We start from the raw sequence: 18433 nt of genomic DNA, 5'->3' as shown, positions 1-18433 counted from the left end.
TCATGCGCGCGACTATCGTATCGATCGCCGGGGTTGAGCCCGTGTCACGATCGGTTGTGGGAAAGGGGGCGGTGCCTGTCTATGCCGCGGTCGCGATCGCATGGACAGTCGCGCTGCTCGGCGTGTCCGTCCGTCATCTGACGATCGCGCTGGACGAATTCGCCATGGCCGCGGTCATCATCGGTACGCCGATCGGCGTTGGCCTCTGCCTGCAGGGCAGGGGGTTCGATCGGCTCGCGACGCTGGCGCAAGGGGGCGGTCTGTTCATAGCCGGGTGCGTCGGCATAACGCTGTTGACCTTCGCTCTCGGGACGAGCGACCGGCCTCTGATCGACCCGGCACTCGCCGCGATCGACCGCGCCGTAATCCCCGGGCTGGACTGGCCGGCGGCAATGCTGTGGCTCTCGCATCGCCACATCCTGATGGCCGCCGCGAATTGGGTGTATGAAAGCATCGGCTGGCAGCCGATGCTTCTGATCGTGATGCTCAGTTTTTCTGGCCAGCACCGTCGCGTATGGACGTTTCTGATGGCGTGGCTGGGGACGTTGTTCGTCACCTGCGCGCTCTTCGTGCTTTTTCCCGGGGTCGGCGCCTATGCCCATTTCGGTTTGGCGGCGGCCGATGTTCCGGCCATGCGCGATCCAACGCCTTGGCATCAGGCGACGGTACTTTCCCAACTGCGAGCCGGTACCTTGCACCATATCGGGTTCGTCGATCTCGATGGCATCGTCACCTTTCCCAGCTTCCATGCCGCAGCGGCGGTACTCCTGGGCTGGGCGGCATCATCGATGCGTGCGATCCGTTGGCCGGCGATCCTGCTCAATGGCGCGATGCTCATATCTGCGGTCCCCATCGGCGGACATTATCTGATCGACATCGTCGCTGGCTGCGTGGTGGCGGTGATCGGGATTTCGCTTGCCGGCAAGGCCGATGTGCCGACGGCCACGGGCTACCGTCCCCCCTCGCGCCGGGTCAGCGCCGCGACGCAACTCGCTCGGTCGATCGTGCTGCCGTCGGGTTCGCGCGCATCGAGATAGGTGACGCGCGGGGCATCCGATCCCTTGGGATAGAGATACGCGTCCAGCACGCAGATGCCGCTCTGGAACTGGAGTTTGCGGGCCGCACCTTCGCGGACGTCGGCATCGGGTTGGCCGAACAGCTTGGCCAGGCCGGCGGCATCCTGGCCTAGCACGCGTTCCAGTCCGACGCTCGTATAGGGTATGGCCGGGCGGCCGATCGCAGGCTTGGCGACCGGTGCGGCGCAACCGGCCAAGCCGCCGCCAAGTGCCAAGGCGATCGCTATCGTCGTCAGTCGCGTCATGCTCGGCCCTTGTCCAACATCGATGTCGCTCGCGCACCATGGAAATAATGCGTCGCCATCGCGGCCCCCAGAACGGGCGCGGCGATGTTGAGTACCGGAACCACGAACAGCCCGGTGTTCGCAAGCCCCAGCGCGAACCGCCCACCCTTGGTCGTCGCACGCCAGCCCCGCATCGCCGCCGCGTCCATGTGCCGCGCCGCCACCATGTCGCCGAGATCGCGGCCGAGCAGCCAGCCGTTGACGATAAAGAACGCCGCTGCCGTGCCTATGCCGGTGACGAGCAGTGCGATGTAGAGGGGCAGCATCAGCAGGTTGACGAGCACGACGCGCCCGGCCGAGCGCAGGCCCATTGCGAGGCTGCGAGCCAACGGAACGGGGCGGGCGGTCTTGAGCGCGTCGGGATAATGGCGCGCCTCGACCGCCTCGACGACCTCGTCCGCGAACACCCCGACGACTGCGATCGCAACCGCGCGGAACAGGAGCCATAGCGCGAGGACCGTGACGAACAGCGCGAATGCGGCTGCCACTCCGTCCGCGTCCCAGCCCAGCCAGGCGGCGAGCGCGGCCTGCGTGCCCCACCATGTCCCGATGCCGAGCAGCGCGAAGACGAGCAGAGTGACCGCCATCGACTTGACGAACACGCGCAGGACCGGCGGATCGGTCAGCTGGCGGAGCGAGAGCAGGAACGCGCGGATCATTGGCTTGGGATGGCGGGGAGGGCGGCTCAGGTCAACGCGCGTTGGTTTGTGACCGAGGGCGTCAACCCTTCCGTTCCGCCGCGGACGCGGGGGCCCAGCTAAACCAAGCGAACCGCCCGAGATCCTGGACCCCCGCGTTCGCGAGGGAACAGAAGGGGCGGCTGTACCGTCACTGTCTGCGAAAACAGCTAGAATTGCGGACGTCACAACCCACGATCACCACCCCGGCGGAGGCCGGGGCCCAGTTGGGGGACAGCAGTAACAAAGGATCGCGTTTCGTCACTACCACCTTTCCAACTGGGCCCCGGCCTCCGCCGGGGTGGTGGACATGACGATTCTGCCGAGATCTAACCGACGCGGCCCACCCCCCACACCGGTTGCACCAATCCCCCCCGCCATTTACGGCAAGCGTTTTCCCGTCCGCCCGGAGTGCGCCCCTTGTCCAATCCCACCTACGACGTCGTCGCGATCGGCAATGCCATCGTCGACATCCTCGCCACCGCCGACGACGCGTTCATCGCCGAGATCGGCGTCGCCAAGGGCTCGATGCAGCTCATGTTCTCGTCGGAAGAAGCCGACGCGCTCTACGCCAAGATGGGCCCGGGCATGGAAATTTCCGGCGGCTCGGCGGCCAACACCGTCGCCGGCATCGCCGCGCTCGGCGGCAAATGCGGGTTCATCGGCCAGGTCGCCGACGACCAGCTCGGCCAGGTCTTCGCGCACGACGTCCGCAGCATCGGCATCGAGTTCGCGACCCCCGTCCGCGCCGGCGACCCGACCACCGGCCGCTGCCTGATCTTCGTGACGCCGGATGGCCAGCGCACGATGAACACCTTCCTTGGCGCAGGCCAGTTCCTGCCTGCCGCCGCGATCGACACCGCGATGATCGCCGACAGCGCGATCCTGTATCTCGAAGGCTATCTCTGGGATCCTGAAGAGCCGCGCGCCGCGATGCGTGCCGCGATCGACTGCGCGCGTGGGGCAGGGCGCAAGGTCGCCTTTACGCTAAGCGACGTGTTCTGCATCTCGCGCCACGGCGGCGATTTCCGCCAGCTGCTGTCGGACGGCCTGATCGACATCCTGTTCGCCAACGAGAGCGAACTTGCAGCGCTTGCCGAGACGGACGATTTCGACGCAGCGGTCGCCAAGATTTCCGCACAGGTCCCGACCCTGGTCGTCACCCGCGGCGAGCACGGCGCCTGCGCCCTCCAGCACGGTGCGCGCGCCGAAGTGAAGGCCGAGCCGATCGCCAAGGTCGTCGACACCACCGGCGCGGGCGACCTGTTCGCGGCGGGCTTCCTCCACGGCCAGGCGCAGGGCCATGACCTGCACGCGTCGCTCAAGCTCGGCGCGGTCTGCGCCGCCGAGATCATCAGCCATGTCGGCGCGCGGCCGATGGTCGACATGAAGGCGCTGGCGGCGAAGCATATCGGCTGAGCCAAGCCCACGACACCGTCATTCCCGCGAAGGCGGGAACCCATACCGGCTGGCCTCGCGATAGACTCGCGAACGCTGGAGGATATGGATCCCCGCCTTCGCGGGGATGACGAATTTGGTGCGCCGCGCACAAAAAAAGGGCCGCGGGAGTCTCCTCCCGCGGCCCTTTTTGCGTCCTGTGTCAGAGCGTACCGGGCGGCGCCCGGTCGTCGGTATCGGGACCATCGTCGACCCCGAGCCCGACATGGCTGCGCGAGCGGCTATAGAGGAAGTAGATCAGCAGCCCGATCGCGCCCCAGCCCGGCAGTACCAGCTTGGCGGTGAGCGGCAGCGACAGATACAGCCCGACGCAGCCGATGATCGCGAGCGGTGCGACGATCCACACGCCGGGCGTGCGGAACGGGCGCTTGCGGCTCGGATCTGTCTTGCGCAGCACCATCACCGAGATCGCCACCATCATGAACGCGAACAGCGTGCCCGCGTTCGAATAATCGGCGAGCTTGCCGACCGGCAGGATTGCCGCCGCGATCGCCGCGGCGATGCCGGTCACGATCGTCACGACGTGCGGGGTATGGAACTTGGGGTGGATCGAGGCGAGCTTGGCGGGCAACAGGCCGTCGCGCGCCATCGTGAAGAACACGCGGGTCTGGCCGAACATCATCATCAGCACGACCGACGGCAGCGCCAGCACTGCGGCGAGCCCGACCAGCCGGCCCATGATCGGCCAGTTGATGACCTGCAGCACATGGACGAGTGCTTCCTTCGAGCAGACCAGAGGCTCCATCGCGCCCGACGCGACGATCGCGGCGCAGCGGCCGGCCATCTCGGCAGACCCCGGCGCCAGGATGCCGCCATTGGCGGTCGTCACCGGGTTCGCGCCGATCGCACCGATCGCGCCCGACGCGACCAGCAGGTAGAACAGGGTGCAGATGCCGAGGCTGGCGATCAGCCCGATCGGTACGTTGCGCTGCGGGTTCTTGGTCTCTTCCGCTGCGGTCGAAACCGCGTCGAAGCCGACATAGGCGAAGAAGATCGATGCCGCTGCGCCCAGCACGCCGACACCCGACGAACTCAGCGGATTGCCGACGCCGTAGGGCAGGAAGGGCTGGAAGTTATCGGCCTTCATCACCGGGATGGTCAGCGCGATGAACGCGGTGAGCGCGGCGATCTTGATCAGCACCAGCACCGCGTTGACGCGCGCGCTCTCGGTCGTGCCGACGACCAGCAGCCACGTGACGAGGCCGATGATGATGACCGCGGGCAAATTCATGAAGCCGCCGACCGTCATCGCGGTCTGCAGATCGGCGTTCGGCGTCGCACCGAACGCGACCTGGACGTGCGCCATCAGCGCGTCTGCGTTGCGCAACCCGTTGGGGATGTGGAAGCCGATCCCGTCGAGCAGCCCGGCCAGATGGTTCGACCACCCCACCGCGACCGCACTCGCGCCGACCGCATATTCGAGGATCAGCGCCCAGCCGACCATCCACGCGAGCAGCTCACCCGTCACCGCATAGGTGTAGGTATAGGCCGAGCCCGACACCGGCACCATCGACGCGAGCTCGGAATAGCAGAGCGCCGCGACCGCGCAGACGAAGCCTGCGACCACGAAGCTCAGCAACATGCCCGGCCCGGCCTTCTGCGCCGCCTCCGACGTCAGCACGAAGATACCCGTGCCGATCACCGCGCCGACGCCCAGCAGCGTCAGCTGGAAGGCGCTGAGCGTTCGCGCCAGACCCTTTTTCTCTGCCGTCGCCAAAATGGCATCCAGCGATTTTACGCGCCCAAAAATCAATTCGGTACCCCCCGGGGATTGCGAGGGCCGGGTCAATAAGGCCCCCTTGCACAAGCGACCGAGCCTAATGGCAATTTTATTACGCGCAATCCTTTAGTGCGGTGAAGCTGGCCTATCGCGTCAGCATCGGCCCGAAGGGACGGCCGCCGAAGACATGAACATGCAGATGCGGCACCTCCTGGTTGCCGTGCTGGCCGATGTTCGCGAGCAGGCGATAGCCCGGTTCGACGAGTCCCGCGTCGCGCGCGACGGTGCCGACCGCGCGGATGAAGCCGGCGATCTCGGCGTCGGGCGCGCGCGCGGAAAAATCGTCCCACGAGACATAGGCGCCCCTGGGGATCACGAGCAGGTGCGTCGGCGCCTGCGGATTGATGTCGTGGAACGCGACCGCGAACGCGTCTTCGTAGACGCGCTTCGAGGGGATCTCGCCGCGCAGGATCTTCGCGAAGATGTTCTGGTCGTCGTAAGGCTGGGTGGCGTCGATTGGCATAGGACGGGCTCCTTTTGCGCGATCATAGCCCGTTTTCGCCGGAACATGGCCAATTCCGTCATCCCCGCGCAGGCGGGGATCCATATCCTCGAACGTCAGCCGTCCCGCGGCATGGCTAGCCAGTCTGGATTCCCGCCTTCGCGGGGATGACGGAGGTGGGTAGGTCAGCCCGTCCGGCCCGCCTTCTCGACGAGCCCGCCGACGCCCTCGCGCCGCACAAGCTCGGCACGTACGTCGTCGAGGCTTAGTCCCGCATCCGCCAGCAGGACGGCGAGGTGGAACATCAGGTCCGCCGCTTCGGGCACGATGCTCGCCTCATCGCCCGAGCATGCCGCGATCACGGTCTCGACGGCCTCCTCGCCAAGCTTCTGCGCGATCTTGGGCCGGCCCTTGGCGAACAGGCTGGCGGTGTAGGAGGTGTCGGCGGGCGCATCGCGGCGCGCGCGGATGGTGGCTTCGAGGCGGTCGAATACGGGGTCCATGCGCTGCGTGCTGGCGTAGCAGGGCAGGCGGGTCAATCCTTCTCGGGCGGCCGGGTCTTCGCAAACCGCGTCCGCAGCGCCCGCCGTACCAGCCACACGCCCACCGCCGCGACCACGAACAGCGCGATGTCCGACAGTTCGGGCCCGGTGCGCGGATGGACGATACCGCTATGCCCCGACTGCACCGCGAGAAGGGGCAGGGCGACCATCGGGCTAGGCCGCCCGAACCGGCGCCCGAACCGGCGCCAGAATAGGCGTCCGCACCGGGAAGCCCGCCGCCGCCAATGCGGCATGCGCATCGCCGATCGAGGCTTGCCCGAAATGGAAGATCGACGCCGCCAGCACCGCGCTCGCATGCCCGTCGCGAATCCCCGCCACGAGATCGTCGAGCCCGCCGACCCCGCCGCTGGCGACCACCGGCACGCCCACCCGGTCGGAAATCGCGCGGATCAGGTCGAGGTCATAGCCGCTGCGCGTACCGTCGCGGTCCATCGACGTGACGAGCAATTCGCCCGCCCCCAGTTCGGCGAGCTTCAAGGCATGCGCGACCGCGTCGATCCCGGTCGCCCGCCTCCCGCCATGCGTGAACACTTCCCAGCCTTCGCCGGAGCGCCTCGCGTCGACGCTCGCGACGCAGCACTGGCTGCCGAAGCGCTCGGCGATGTCCGCGACCAGCTCCGGCCGTTCGACCGCGGCGGAATTGACCGCCACCTTGTCCGCGCCCGCGAGCAACAGCGCGCGCGCATCGTCCGCGGTGCGCACGCCGCCACCGACGGTCAGCGGCATGAAGCATACGGCCGCCGTTCGCCGCACGACGTCGAGAATCGTACCGCGACCCTCATGAGACGCACCGATATCGAGGAAGCACAGTTCGTCCGCCCCGGCGGCGTCATAGGCGCGCGCCTGCTCGACCGGATCGCCGGCGTCACGCAGTTCGACGAAGTTCACGCCCTTCACGACGCGGCCGTCGGCTACGTCGAGACAAGGTATGACTCGGGCGCGGACCGTCACGCGCTTGCCCGAAGAATGTGTTCACGCGGAGACGCGGAGACGCGGAGACGCGGCGGAGCCGCTAAGAAGACTATTTCGCGCAGAGGCGCAGAGGACGCAGAGAAGAGGGGGGGCAGCGAGGCCCGCGGGATACCGATGGCGGTAGCAAAAAGATGAACGCTGCCGCGCACTACCTCCGCGCTCTCTGCGCCTCTGCGCGAAAAATTCTCACTGTCTCCGCGTCTCCGCGTCTCCGCGTGACCCCTCATGCGGCCTTCGCCACGCTCAAAGCCGCCGCGAGATCGAGCCGGCCGTCGTACAACGCCCGCCCGGTGATCACGCCTTCGACCCCATCACGGACATGCAGCGCCAGCACGTGGATCTCGGCAATGCCCTTCACCCCGCCGCTTGCGATCACCGGTATGTCGACCGACCGCGCGAGGTCGACCGTCGCCTCGACGTTGCAGCCCTTGAGCATCCCGTCGCGGCCGACGTCGGTGAACAGCAGCGACGCCACCCCCGCATCCTCGAACCGGCGCGCGAGATCGACCGCGCTGGTGGTCGACACGTCGGCCCAGCCCTTGGTCGCGACCATGCCGTCCTTCGCGTCGACCGCGACGACGATCCCGCCGGGGAAATCCTTCGCCACGCCGCGCACGAACTCGGGGTCCTCCAGCGCTGCCGTCCCGATCACCACGCGGGACACGCCCAGGTCGAACCAGCCTTCGACGCTGGCTCGCGTCCGGATCCCGCCGCCGAGCTGCACATGTCCGGGGAACTGCGCCACGATCGATCGCACCGCATCGCCATTGACCGAGGCGCCCGCGAACGCGCCATCGAGATCGACAACATGCAGATGCTCGGCGCCCGCCTCGGCGAACAGCATCGCTTGCGCCGCCGGATCGTCGCCGTACACGGTCGCGCGGTCCATATCGCCCTCGGCGAGACGCACTACCTGACCCGCCTTGAGGTCGATTGCGGGAAAGATAATCAGGCTCACGGCCGCCACTCCAGGAATCGTTCGAGCAAGGCCAGGCCGTAGCGCTGGCTCTTCTCGGGATGAAACTGCACGCCGATCATCGTGTCGCGGCCGATCGCCGCGGTGACGGCACCGGCATGGTCGGTCGTCGCGAGAACGTCGGCGCCCTCGAACGCGAAGCTGTGCAGGAAATACGCCTCGCCGGGCTCGATCAGTGGATGCGCGCGCGCCGGGACGACGTCGTTCCAGCCCATGTGCGGCACCTTCACGTCGCTGCTGCCCGGTTCCAGGCGACGCACCCGGCCCGAAACCCAGCCGAGCCCGGCATGCGTCCCCATTTCCTCGCCTGCATCGGCCATCAACTGCATGCCGACGCAGATGCCCAGAAACGGCGTACCCTCGTCGCGAACCCGCTGGTTCAACGCCTCGACCATCCCCGGCACCGCGCGCAACGCCGCCGCACAGGCGCCATATGCGCCGACACCCGGCAGCACGATCCGCTCGGCCTTAGCGACGACATCGGCATCCGACGTCACGACCAGATCGGCACATCCCGCCGTCCGCAGTGCGTTCTCGACCGAATGCAGGTTCCCCGCGCCGTAATCGATCAGCGCGAGCGTCACGACAGCAACTCGGCGATTTCCGGCAAGACCATGCTTGCGGTGAACGCCGTGATCTCGGCCGTCGCAAGCCCGCCGCTGACGAACGGATCGGTCGCAACCACCGCTTCTACCGCCGCCTTCTCGCCGCGGATCAGGATGACGCCGCCCGTACGCGGCATTTGCCGACCCGATGCGAGAAACACGCCCTCGGCATAGCCCTTGCTGAGCCACGCGACGTGGTCCTTCATCCGCGCATCGATCGCATCCAGCGGCGCGACATAGCGCAGCACGACGACGCACAATGGTGCATCGGTCCGCGCAAACGGCTCGCTCACAAGATGCCCTTGGTCGACGGGATCGCGTCCGCCTTGCGCGGATCGATCTCGATCGCGGTCCGCAGCGCGCGCGCGACGCCCTTGAACGCGGCCTCGGCGATGTGATGGTTGTTGGTGCCGTACAGCGTCTCGACGTGCAGCGTGATGCCGGCGGCCTGCGCGAAGCTGTGGAAGAAATGCTCGAACATCTCGGTATCCATCGTGCCGAGCCGCGTCTGCGAGAACAAATCCTTCCACACCAGCCACGGCCGCCCCGAAATATCGAGCGCGACCCGCGTGAGAGTCTCGTCCATCGGCGACAGCGCATCGCCGTACCGCGTGATGCCACGCTTGTCGCCGAGCGCCTGCGCGAACGCCTGGCCGATCGCAATGCCGGTATCCTCGACGGTGTGATGCTCGTCGATGTGCAGGTCGCCCTTGGTCCGCACGCGCAGGTCGATCAGCGAATGGCGCGACAATTGTTCGAGCATGTGATCGAAAAAACCGACCCCGGTCTCGACGTCGTAAACGCCGGTCCCGTCGAGGTTTATGGTGACGTCGATCGCCGTCTCGGCGGTGGAGCGGGAAATCGTGGCGGTGCGCATGCCACCTCCCATAACGCGCTGACCGGCGCATGCAATCTTGACCGCCAATCGAATAGCTTTACCCAAGGGATATGACCGATGGACTGCCCGATAGCCTGATTCCCTACGACGAGATCGTACAAGAAGCCCTGCGTGCCGTGGTAGGCCGCGTGCTCGGTTCGGTCGCGGAGGCCGGCGGGCTTCCCGGCGAGCATCATTTCTACATCACCTTCAAGACCCAGGCGCCCGGCGTCGACATCCCCAAGCGGCTGATCGAGCGGTTTCCGGACGAGATGACGATCGTCATGCAGAACCGCTACTGGGACCTGATCGTCGACGACGAGCGCTTCTCGATCGGGTTGAGCTTCAACCAGGTCCCGTCGAAGCTGGTGATTCCCTATTCGGCGATCACCGCGTTCCAGGATCCGGCGGTCAGCTTCGAACTGCGCTTCCAGGCGCAGGAAGGGGCGGACGAGGCGCTCGGCGAGCATGACGAGCCCGAGAATGACGGGCCGACCGCGGTGCCGATCGAAGACGGCTCGAACGTCGTCGCGGTGGATTTCAAGCGGAAGAAATGACCCGCTAAACTCCCTCGCCCCTCCGGGGAGAGGGAAGGGGCCCGCGGCCCTTGCCGTGGGAAGGGAGAGGGGAGTTGGGATCCGCGTCCTGAGCCCCAAAACCCCTCACCCTTCCGTCGCCTGCGGCTCCTCCCTCCCTCTCCCCGCAGGGGCGAGGGATCCAGCGCACGCCCCGGAAGGTTGACCCTGTATGACCAACACCCGCACAGAAACGGACTCGATCGGCCCGATCGAAGTCCCCGCCGACGCCTATTGGGGCGCGCAGACCGAGCGATCGGTCGAGAATTTCCCGTTCGGCACTCGCGAACGGATGCCGATCGAGATCGTCCACGCATTGGCGCTCGTCAAACAGGCCGCCGCCCGCGTGAACCGGTCGCACGGCCTCGACGCCAACATCGCCGACGCGATCGAGTCGGCCGCGCAAGAAGTCATCGAAGGCACGCTCGACGACCAGTTCCCGCTGGTCATCTGGCAGACCGGCAGCGGCACGCAGTCGAACATGAACGTCAACGAGGTCATCGCCGGCCGCGCCAACGAGGTCCTCACCGGCACGCGCGGCGGCAAGTCGCCGGTCCATCCCAACGACCACGTCAACATGAGCCAGTCGTCGAACGACAGCTTCCCGACCGCGCTCCACATCGCCGCCGCGATCGCCACGACAAAGCGGCTGATCCCCGCGCTCGACCGGCTCCACGCCGCGCTCGACGCGAAGGCCAAGGCCTGGGACGACATCGTCAAGATCGGCCGCACGCACCTTCAGGACGCGACTCCGCTGACGCTCGGCCAGGAATTCTCCGGTTATGCCAACCAGCTCTATCGCTGCCGCCACCGGATCGAGCCCGCGATCAGCCACGGCATGGTCATCCTCGCGCAGGGCGGCACTGCGGTCGGCACCGGCCTTAATGCGCCCGCCGGATTCGGCGATGCGTTCGCGGCAGAGGTAGCGACGATCACCGGCCTGCCGTTCGTCAGCGCGCGCAACAAGTTCGAGGCGCTCGCCTCGAACGATCCGCTCGTCCACCTCTCGGGCACGCTCAACACGCTGGCGGTAGCGCTGACCAAGATCGCCAATGACATCCGCCTGCTGGGCTCGGGCCCACGCTGCGGGTTCGGCGAGATCGACCTGCCTGCGAACGAGCCGGGCAGCTCGATCATGCCCGGCAAGGTCAACCCGACGCAGTGCGAGATGCTCACGATGGTCGCAGGTCAGGTGATGGGCAACCATGTCGCGGCGACGATCGGTGGGATGCAGGGGCACCTAGAACTCAACGTATTCAAGCCGTTGATCGGCGCGAACGTGCTGCGCTCGATCGACCTGCTCGCGACCGCGATGGAGGGCTTTGCGGAGCGCTGCGTCGATGGCATCGAGCCCAATCGCGACCGCATTGCCGACCTGCTCGACCGCTCGCTGATGCTGGTGACCGCGTTGGCGCCGGAGATCGGCTACGACGCGGCCGCGAAGATCGCCAAGCACGCGCACGCCGAGGGACTGACGCTGAAGGAAGCGGGGCTCGCGCTCGGGCTGGTCGATGCGGAAACCTTCGACCGAGTCGTCAAACCCGAATCGATGCTCGGCCGCTGACCCACCCCGTCATCCTGACGAAAGTCAGGATCCAGAGCCAAAAGCGTTGCGGGTCGTGACTCTGGATCCTGGATCAAGTCCAGGATGACGGATGCTGGTGAAGTCGGAACCCAATCGCCGTTCGCGCGCTAACCCGCCACACGGACAGGAGAAATTACGTGGGCGCAACGACCATAGGCGCGCTGATCGGCGCAGGCATCGACTCGCTCAGCGGCGATGACGGTAACGCGGACGGCGCGATCATCGGTGCGATCACCGCCAACGTACTTAAGATCGTCGTGCCGCTGGCCGTGACCTACGCGATCGGCTGGGCGGTGCTGCGCGGTGCAGCGGAACTCAAGGACCAGGTTTTCGGAGAGGTTAAGTCATGATCGGACGTATCATCAGTGCATTGGTTGGCCGCGAAATGGGTCGTCGTGACGGTTCGGGCGGCGCATCGGGCGCGGTCAAGGGCGTGGTCGCAATGAGCGTGCTGCGTCGCATGGGTCCGCTCGGCATGGTCCTCGGCGGCGGCTACGCGGCCAAGAAGGCGTATGACCGCAACAAGGCGCGCAAGGCCGGCTACTGATCCGCCGCCGGAATGACACATGCGGGCCGCGCATGGGTTGACGCCCATGCGCAGTCCGCGGCAAGGGCGCGCATGCCCCACACACTTCCGTCCGACCCGCATGGTTTCCGTCGCCGCGGCGTCCTGTTCGTCCTGTCCTCGCCGTCGGGCGCCGGCAAGTCGACGATCGCGCGCCGATTGCTTGCCGACGAGCATGAGCTGGAGATGTCGGTCTCGGTGACGACTCGGTCGATGCGGCCGGGCGAAGTCGACGGCAAGGATTACCATTTCACCGATCTCGAGGGGTTTCGCGACATGGTCGCGAACGACGAGTTCCTCGAATGGGCGCATGTCTTCAACCACCGCTACGGCACGCCGCGCGCACAGGTCGAGGAGATGCTGGCGGCCGGCAAGGACGTGCTGTTCGACATCGACTGGCAGGGCGCGCAGCAGCTGTTCCAGATCGCCGGCGGCGACGTCGTCCGCGTCTTCATCTTCCCGCCATCGATGGAAGAACTCCACCGCCGGCTCACCAGCCGCGGCACCGACTCGACCGACGTGATCGAAGCCCGCATGTCGCGCGCGGCGAACGAGGTCAGCCACTGGGACGGCTATGATTACGTCTTGGTCAACGACGATGTCGACAGCTGCATCCGCGGCGTGAAGACGATCCTGGCCGCCGAACGCCTCAAGCGCTCGCGCCAGACCGGACTGATCGGCTTCATCCGCCGCTTGACGCGTTAAGCCCCCGTCATCCTGACGGAAGTCAGGATCCAGAGCCGAACGCGTCAACGCCCGTGGCTCTGGATCCTGGATCGGGTCCAGGATGACGAAAGGCTAGAGCATCCCCAGAAACGCCACGCCGCGCGCGAATTCCTGGCGCTTGAGTTCGCGCAACTCGGCGGCCTGCCAGTCCTCGCCCCACATCTCGATCGACCAGTCCTCGTCGAGCCCCGCCGCCGCCCAGGCCGCGTCCGCGTCGATCTCGCCCTCGATCAGCGCCAGCCCGATCACCAGCGATCCGGTCAGCGACACCACGGGCGACAGCCCCGCGAGCCGGAAATCGTCATACGCCGCGACCGCCTCGCGCAGCCGCGCGATCGTCGCGGGGGGCTGCGCGACGTGCATCACCCCCGCAGTCACCGCGAACGTGACGTCATACCGCGCGCGCGCCCAGTCGAGCAGCGGATCCCACGCCGCCGCCTGCCGCTCGACCAGCAACGGCGGCCCCTCGGCGCGGTAGCAGAGCAGGTCGCTCTCGCCATAGGCCGCCAGCCGCGCGGCAAACTGCGTCGGATCGTTCGCGATCGGATCGGTCGCCGCATTGGCGAGCCCCGTCAGCGGCATCGTCCGCGGATCGATCGTCTCACCGACGCTGCGCCATTCGTCGGCGACCGCCTCGGCCAGCGCCGCGGTCGGCAACGCCAGCGGCCGCCGCCCGGGCGTCCGCACCGGCTTGCCGTCAAGCGTCACCACGCGATCGGCATCGATCGCAACGTCTTTCCAGAACCGCTTCATTGGGGTGGACTCCGCCAGCGATGCGCGAGGCTGCGCGGCACGGTCGCGATCATTGCCATCGCCGACAGCACGATCGCCGTCCCGAGGATCTTCGGTCCCAGATCATGCGCGCGCGCGATCAGGATCAGGCCGAGCAACGCCCCCGCGACCCCCGCCAGCCGCACGATGACCAGCACGAACCAGCGCCGCTGCGCCAGCTTTTCATCGTCGGTCATGGCCGCGTGACCATGTGCAGCAGCTCGGGCACCGCGGTCGCGACGACGTCCGCCCCCGCATCCGACAGTTCGTGCACCGCGTGATAGCCCCAGGCGACGCCGACCGCGCGCACCCGCGCCGCGCGCGCCATCGCCATGTCGAAGCTCGTATCGCCGATCATCGCGGTGGTTGCCGCGGTCGCACCCGCTTCCGCGATCGCCGCGAACAGCATCGCCGGATCGGGCTTCGAGGGATGGCGATCGGCGGTCTGCAACGTCACGAACCGGTCGGTGATCCCGTGTGCGGCAAGGATATGCGCGAGCCCGCGGTCCGACTTGCCTGTTGCGACGCCGAGCACCCAGCCGTCGTCGGCGAGCGTCTGGAGCACGTCGGCGATCCCGTCGAACAACGGCTCGTCGGCCAGTTCGCCGCTCGCGCGCATCGCATGGAACGCAGCCTTGTAGTCGGCGGCGAGCGACCGGTGCAGCGCGTCGTCGGCCTGTGGCAGCAGCACCTGCATCGCCTCGACGAGGCTGAGCCCGACGATCCGGCGAATTTCCGCACGCGGCGGCGGGACGAGCCCGGCCTGCTGAAACGCCCGCTCGCACGCGACGCAGATATTCGCCTGGCTGTCGACGAGCGTGCCGTCGCAATCGAACACGGCAAGGCGGATCATGAGATTTTCCAACGCATCCCCGCCTCGTAGATCAGCCGGGCGAACGAGGGAACGCCAAACCGGAACGCGCGTCTTACTCGACGGTTCGTGTCGCAGACCAAAGGAGACCCACGATGGCGCACGCACCTGCCGACACCCCGAACATCTGGGCCGCAGCTGCTGCGGGTCTGGTCGCGGGGCTCGTCGCGTCGTTCGTGATGGATCGTTTCCAAGCCGGCGTCGCCGCGCTGTCGTCGTCGGACAGCGATGCGGAGCCCGCGACCGAAAAGGCGGCGGACGCGGTGTCGCGGGCGGTGGTGGGCCACGATATCCCCGAAGATCGCAAGCCGCTCGCCGGGCAGGCGGTGCATTATGCGCTCGGGGCGGGGCTGGGGGTCGTCTACGCGGTCGCGGCAGAATACCGCCCCGCGGTGACGGCGGGCTATGGCACCGCGTTCGCGCTGGCGAACACCGCGCTGCTCGACGAGGCGGCGGTGCCCGCGGTGGGCCTGGGCGCCGCCCCCTGGAAGACCGCGCCGTCGACGCATCTGTACAGCGTCGCGTCGCATATGGTGTTCGGCACGGTGACCGAAGGCCTGCGGCAGTTGCTGCGCGGGTGGATGCGGTAAGCGGGCCCGCACCTCATTTTGTTCCCCCGCGAAGGCGGGGGCCCAGGAATCAAGCAGAGCTACGAACGTGGCTCCTGGACCCCCGCCTTCGCGGGGAACAAGTACTAAGGAGCACCCCCAACACCCACTCCACCCCGGCGAAGGCCGGGGCCCAATTGGGGGACTGCAGTTACGGAGGGTATCGCTCCGTTACTACCACCTCTCCAATTGGGCCCCGGCCTGCGCCGGGGTGGCGTTAGAGCAGTGGGCCGGTAGATCCGTTAACTCAGCGCGAACCCGGCCCCGTACGAGGCCCACTCGGCTTCCCCCCCGAACGCCCCCGCCCGCTGGGCTTAGCGCCCTCGACGCGAGGCCCACTCCGCGGCGCGCCGAACTTCGAGCCCGCACCCGTCCGCACGCCGCCCGTCTTCGGCCCCGCGGGCTTGCCGCCCGGTGCCTTAACGTCCTCAACCACACCACGCCCACGCCGCTCGCCGCGCCGCTCCTTGCGCACCGACTTTGCATGCGCTCGCGCCCGCGACTTGATCTCCTCGCGCGACGGCGGCGTCTTCTCGTCGAGCTGCAGCGCATCGCCAAGCTTCTCGTCGAAGCCCAGCTGCTTCAGGCTTTCCTCGAAATGCGTCGGCAGCCCGGCGGTCACGTCGATCGATCCGCCATCGGGATGATCCACCTTAATGCGCCGCGCATGCAGATGCATCTTCCGCGAAATCCCGCCAGTCAGGAACGCCGCCGCGCCGCCATACTTCCCGTCGCCGACGATCGGATGCCCGATCGCCGCCATGTGCACGCGCAGCTGGTGCGTGCGCCCCGTGAACGGCTGCAATTCAACCCACGCCGCGCGGTTGCCCGCGCGCTCGATCACGCGGTAGCGGGTACGCGCCGGTGCGCCCTCGGCCTCGTCGACATGCATCTTCTCGCCGCCGGTACCCGGCTGCTTGCCGATCGGCAGCTCGATCATGCCGTCCTCGATCGAGGGCACGTCGACGACCAGCGCCCAATAGACTTTCCGCGCGGTACGGCCCGAAAACGCCTTGGCGAAGAACGCCGCCGCGCGCGACGTGCGCGCCACCAGCAGCGCGCCCGACGTATCCTTGTCGAGCCGGTGGACCAGCTTCGGCCGGCCCTCATTGTCATACTGGAGCCCGTCGAGCAGCCCGTCGACATGCTGCGTCGTCTTGGTGCCGCCCTGAGTCGCGAGCCCTGGCGGCTTGTTCAGCACGAACGCCTGGAAATCCTTGTGGATGACCATGCTCTGCGCAAGCTCGGTCTCTTCGTCCGACAGGATCACGCGCTCGCGCACGCGCCTGGGCTTGTCGACGTCGGCGCTGGCCTTGTCGGCCTCGGGCGGGGGCACGCGCAGCATCTGGCCTGCCGCGATCCGGTCGCCCGGCGTGGCGCGCGTGCCGTCGACGCGCAGCTGGCCGGTGCGCGCCCACATCGCCACCGTCGTGAAGCTCGTGTCGGGCAAATGCCGCTTGAACCACCGGTCCAACCGGATGCCGTCATCGTCGAACCCGACGTTGAACTCCCGAAAGCCGGAGTCGCTATCGTTCTTGCCCGCGGTCATGCGATGGCCCTTACTGCGGTGAGACCCGCGAATACTGCGACGATCGAGCCGATCACCGACAGGAGAATATAGCCGAACGCGACGCCGATCGCGCCCCGCTCGATCAACGTGACGACGTCGAGCGAGAAGCTCGAAAACGTCGTGAAGCCACCGAGTACGCCGACCGCGAGCAGCAGGCGCCAGGCCTCAGACGCGGTGTTCCGCGCGAGCACGCCGACCAGTACGCCCATCAACAGCCCGCCGATCAGGTTCACCGCCAGCGTACCGAACGGATAGTCGGGTCCGAGCAGCGCCATCATCGCGCGACCGGTCAGATAGCGCGCGCCGGAACCGACCGCGCCACCGACCATGACATAAAGAAGGGGAAACATCGCCGCGCCCTAGCGCGAATCGCGTCGGACGGAAAGGTGGGGGTTGGGGAGGGGCGTGGTGGGGCCCGTCGCCCTAACGTGTTTCCCCGCGAAGGCGGGACCCAGTCTGGGCTCCCGCCTTCGCGGGAGAACAGGGGAGGACAGCTGCAGTTTCCCCCTATCCACCCCGGCGAAGGCCGGGGCCCAATTGGAAAGGTGGAAGTTACGAGGGAACGCACTCAGTCCGCTGCGTTTCCCAATTGGGCCCGGCCTCCGCCGGGGTGGAATAATCACGGAACCGCTTCACCCACCCTCACCGACCGGCGTTGGACACCATATCCACATCGCTCCCGCCGCCAGCCCGCGCGGTCACATATACCACATACGCGTCGTTCCCCCGAACCCCGCCCAGCACATGCTGCCGTCCGTCAGTGCTATGCCCAGCCGAATACCCAGCCGCCGTCGCCCTCGTATAATAATAGTCGAGCATCTTCTGCATCGGTGCAGCGCTCGCAAAGCTCACCACCCGCAGGCGACACCCGTCCTGATCCGCCCCCGCCGCCTCGGTCAGCCGCGCGGCCGGATATAGCGGCAGGTCCGCCGGCAACCGGTCCGCCCATCCGGCAGAATACCCGATCTTCTGCGCACAGACCCCCGCGTCCGGCGTCTTCTGCCGCGCCGCCAGCGCGCCCAGCGTCAGCGCGCCGTCTGCGGACTTGCACTCCGGACAGTCGTTGGACGCTGCTGGCGCGCGCCTGAGCGTACGCGCATCGACAGGATCGGCCTGGAGCGGACCCTCGGGCGGTGCCGCGCCATTGTCCGGCCGAGGCGCCGGTCGCACCGCATCGGTGTTCGACGACTGCGCCAGCCGCGGATCGACCATGATCTGCCCGCCCAGCGACGACGTCAGCGCCGGATCCCGCACCGCGCCATTGGTCAGCTCGGCATCGAGGCTGTTGAGATCCTGCTGATCGGTCGACGATCGTCCACACGACGCCAGCGCGAGCGACAAAAGGACCAGGGCGGGGCGCAAGGGAAAACTCATCAACGCAATCCTATGCGCGAAAGACGGTGAAGAAAGCGTTTTCCACGCGCGCTCCGATCAATGAGCCCACGACGTCGA

At 67.4% G+C, this 18433-nt stretch carries 25 protein-coding genes; 8 read left to right on the top strand and 17 right to left on the bottom strand.

Annotated elements, in window-relative coordinates:
- Positions 1 to 2 precede the first annotated feature (2 nt).
- On the top strand, positions 3 to 1037 hold the full coding sequence (locus tag HMP09_RS09240) for a phosphatase PAP2 family protein (protein ID WP_176500117.1): 1035 nt from the start codon (positions 3 to 5) through the stop codon (positions 1035 to 1037).
- Here HMP09_RS09240 and HMP09_RS09235 read toward each other — a convergent pair.
- Together HMP09_RS09235 and HMP09_RS09230 are read right to left on the bottom strand one after the other, a co-directional pair.
- Entirely contained in the window at positions 950 to 1321 is a 372-nt protein-coding gene (locus tag HMP09_RS09235; RefSeq protein WP_176500116.1) for a hypothetical protein, read from the bottom strand. The genes HMP09_RS09240 and HMP09_RS09235 overlap by 88 nt on opposite strands.
- Positions 1318 to 2019 carry an EI24 domain-containing protein gene (locus tag HMP09_RS09230; RefSeq protein ID WP_176500115.1) on the bottom strand — a complete coding sequence of 234 codons (702 nt, stop codon included), beginning with the start codon at positions 2017 to 2019 and terminating at the stop codon, positions 1318 to 1320. Before HMP09_RS09230 ends, HMP09_RS09235 begins: the two co-directional genes overlap by 4 nt.
- A gap of 438 nt (positions 2020 to 2457) precedes the next feature.
- Between HMP09_RS09230 and HMP09_RS09225 the strand changes: the two genes are divergently transcribed.
- Entirely contained in the window at positions 2458 to 3456 is a 999-nt protein-coding gene (locus tag HMP09_RS09225) for an adenosine kinase (RefSeq protein ID WP_176500114.1), read from the top strand.
- A gap of 181 nt (positions 3457 to 3637) precedes the next feature.
- Here HMP09_RS09225 and HMP09_RS09220 read toward each other — a convergent pair whose 3' ends face one another.
- The 9 genes from HMP09_RS09220 to hisB form a co-directional block, all read right to left on the bottom strand.
- Positions 3638 to 5248, bottom strand: coding sequence for an amino acid permease (locus HMP09_RS09220; RefSeq protein ID WP_176500113.1), 1611 nt, complete (start codon positions 5246 to 5248; stop codon positions 3638 to 3640).
- 112 nt (positions 5249 to 5360) lie between these two features.
- Positions 5361 to 5738, bottom strand: a complete 378-nt coding sequence (locus HMP09_RS09215) for a histidine triad nucleotide-binding protein (protein ID WP_176500112.1) — start codon at positions 5736 to 5738, stop codon at positions 5361 to 5363.
- Positions 5739 to 5902: 164 nt separating this feature from the next.
- Complete coding sequence (locus HMP09_RS09210; RefSeq protein ID WP_176500111.1) at positions 5903 to 6220, bottom strand: phosphoribosyl-ATP diphosphatase; 318 nt, start codon at positions 6218 to 6220, stop codon at positions 5903 to 5905.
- Positions 6221 to 6252: 32 nt separating this feature from the next.
- Positions 6253 to 6429: a hypothetical protein gene (locus tag HMP09_RS09205; protein WP_176500110.1), complete on the bottom strand. Its 177-nt coding sequence runs from the start codon at positions 6427 to 6429 to the stop codon at positions 6253 to 6255.
- 4 nt (positions 6430 to 6433) lie between these two features.
- Positions 6434 to 7231, bottom strand: coding sequence for an imidazole glycerol phosphate synthase subunit HisF (gene hisF / locus HMP09_RS09200; RefSeq protein WP_176500109.1), 798 nt, complete (start codon positions 7229 to 7231; stop codon positions 6434 to 6436).
- Between the two features lie 244 nt (positions 7232 to 7475).
- Complete coding sequence (hisA, locus tag HMP09_RS09195) at positions 7476 to 8210, bottom strand: 1-(5-phosphoribosyl)-5-[(5-phosphoribosylamino)methylideneamino]imidazole-4-carboxamide isomerase (RefSeq protein WP_176500108.1); 735 nt, start codon at positions 8208 to 8210, stop codon at positions 7476 to 7478.
- A complete protein-coding gene (hisH, locus tag HMP09_RS09190) occupies positions 8207 to 8812 on the bottom strand; it encodes an imidazole glycerol phosphate synthase subunit HisH (RefSeq protein WP_176500107.1) in 606 nt (201 codons plus the stop codon). The genes hisA and hisH overlap by 4 nt, the downstream gene beginning before the upstream one ends.
- The gene (locus tag HMP09_RS09185; RefSeq protein WP_197942422.1) at positions 8809 to 9126 is read right to left on the bottom strand and encodes a YciI family protein; all 318 of its coding nucleotides are present in this window, start codon (positions 9124 to 9126) and stop codon (positions 8809 to 8811) included. Before HMP09_RS09185 ends, hisH begins: the two co-directional genes overlap by 4 nt.
- Positions 9123 to 9710: an imidazoleglycerol-phosphate dehydratase HisB gene (hisB, locus tag HMP09_RS09180; RefSeq protein WP_176500106.1), complete on the bottom strand. Its 588-nt coding sequence runs from the start codon at positions 9708 to 9710 to the stop codon at positions 9123 to 9125. The genes HMP09_RS09185 and hisB overlap by 4 nt, the downstream gene beginning before the upstream one ends.
- 71 nt (positions 9711 to 9781) lie before the next feature.
- On the opposite strand from hisB, the gene HMP09_RS09175 reads away from it, so the two are divergent.
- The 5 genes from HMP09_RS09175 to gmk all read left to right on the top strand — a co-directional run bounded on the left by HMP09_RS09175 (position 9782) and on the right by gmk (position 13140).
- The gene (locus HMP09_RS09175) at positions 9782 to 10267 is read left to right on the top strand and encodes an SspB family protein (RefSeq protein WP_176500105.1); all 486 of its coding nucleotides are present in this window, start codon (positions 9782 to 9784) and stop codon (positions 10265 to 10267) included.
- A gap of 190 nt (positions 10268 to 10457) precedes the next feature.
- Entirely contained in the window at positions 10458 to 11849 is a 1392-nt protein-coding gene (fumC, locus tag HMP09_RS09170; protein ID WP_176500104.1) for a class II fumarate hydratase, read from the top strand.
- Between the two features lie 158 nt (positions 11850 to 12007).
- Complete coding sequence (locus HMP09_RS09165; protein ID WP_056019850.1) at positions 12008 to 12220, top strand: hypothetical protein; 213 nt, start codon at positions 12008 to 12010, stop codon at positions 12218 to 12220.
- Positions 12217 to 12417 (top strand): hypothetical protein, encoded by a 201-nt coding sequence (locus HMP09_RS09160; protein WP_056065647.1) that lies wholly within the window; start codon positions 12217 to 12219, stop codon positions 12415 to 12417. The genes HMP09_RS09165 and HMP09_RS09160 overlap by 4 nt, the downstream gene beginning before the upstream one ends.
- Positions 12418 to 12489: 72 nt before the next feature.
- Positions 12490 to 13140, top strand: coding sequence for a guanylate kinase (gene gmk, locus HMP09_RS09155; RefSeq protein ID WP_176500103.1), 651 nt, complete (start codon positions 12490 to 12492; stop codon positions 13138 to 13140).
- A gap of 93 nt (positions 13141 to 13233) precedes the next feature.
- Here the strand turns inward: gmk and HMP09_RS09150 are convergent, their stop codons facing one another.
- From HMP09_RS09150 to HMP09_RS09140, 3 genes are read right to left on the bottom strand one after another with little or no spacing between them, the layout of a single operon-like run.
- Positions 13234 to 13914: an ATP12 family chaperone protein gene (locus tag HMP09_RS09150; protein WP_176500102.1), complete on the bottom strand. Its 681-nt coding sequence runs from the start codon at positions 13912 to 13914 to the stop codon at positions 13234 to 13236.
- Positions 13911 to 14129 carry a hypothetical protein gene (locus HMP09_RS09145; protein WP_176500101.1) on the bottom strand — a complete coding sequence of 73 codons (219 nt, stop codon included), beginning with the start codon at positions 14127 to 14129 and terminating at the stop codon, positions 13911 to 13913. Before HMP09_RS09145 ends, HMP09_RS09150 begins: the two co-directional genes overlap by 4 nt.
- Positions 14126 to 14785, bottom strand: coding sequence for an HAD-IA family hydrolase (locus HMP09_RS09140; protein WP_176500100.1), 660 nt, complete (start codon positions 14783 to 14785; stop codon positions 14126 to 14128). The genes HMP09_RS09145 and HMP09_RS09140 overlap by 4 nt, the downstream gene beginning before the upstream one ends.
- A 113-nt stretch (positions 14786 to 14898) precedes the next feature.
- Here HMP09_RS09140 and HMP09_RS09135 point away from each other — a divergent pair, with 113 nt between their 5' ends.
- Positions 14899 to 15393 (top strand): DUF1440 domain-containing protein, encoded by a 495-nt coding sequence (locus tag HMP09_RS09135; RefSeq protein ID WP_176500099.1) that lies wholly within the window; start codon positions 14899 to 14901, stop codon positions 15391 to 15393.
- Positions 15394 to 15658: 265 nt separating this feature from the next.
- Here HMP09_RS09135 and HMP09_RS09130 read toward each other — a convergent pair whose 3' ends face one another.
- The 3 genes from HMP09_RS09130 to HMP09_RS09120 form a co-directional block, all read right to left on the bottom strand.
- Entirely contained in the window at positions 15659 to 16960 is a 1302-nt protein-coding gene (locus tag HMP09_RS09130) for an RluA family pseudouridine synthase (RefSeq protein WP_176500098.1), read from the bottom strand.
- Complete coding sequence (gene crcB, locus HMP09_RS09125) at positions 16957 to 17331, bottom strand: fluoride efflux transporter CrcB (RefSeq protein ID WP_176500097.1); 375 nt, start codon at positions 17329 to 17331, stop codon at positions 16957 to 16959. Before crcB ends, HMP09_RS09130 begins: the two co-directional genes overlap by 4 nt.
- A gap of 292 nt (positions 17332 to 17623) precedes the next feature.
- Positions 17624 to 18355 (bottom strand): hypothetical protein, encoded by a 732-nt coding sequence (locus HMP09_RS09120; RefSeq protein ID WP_176500096.1) that lies wholly within the window; start codon positions 18353 to 18355, stop codon positions 17624 to 17626.
- Positions 18356 to 18433 lie beyond the last annotated feature (78 nt).

Source organism: Sphingomonas sp. HMP9 (assembly GCF_013374115.1).
Lineage (GTDB): Bacteria > Pseudomonadota > Alphaproteobacteria > Sphingomonadales > Sphingomonadaceae > Sphingomonas.
This window is presented reverse-complemented; position numbering and strand designations above follow the sequence as displayed.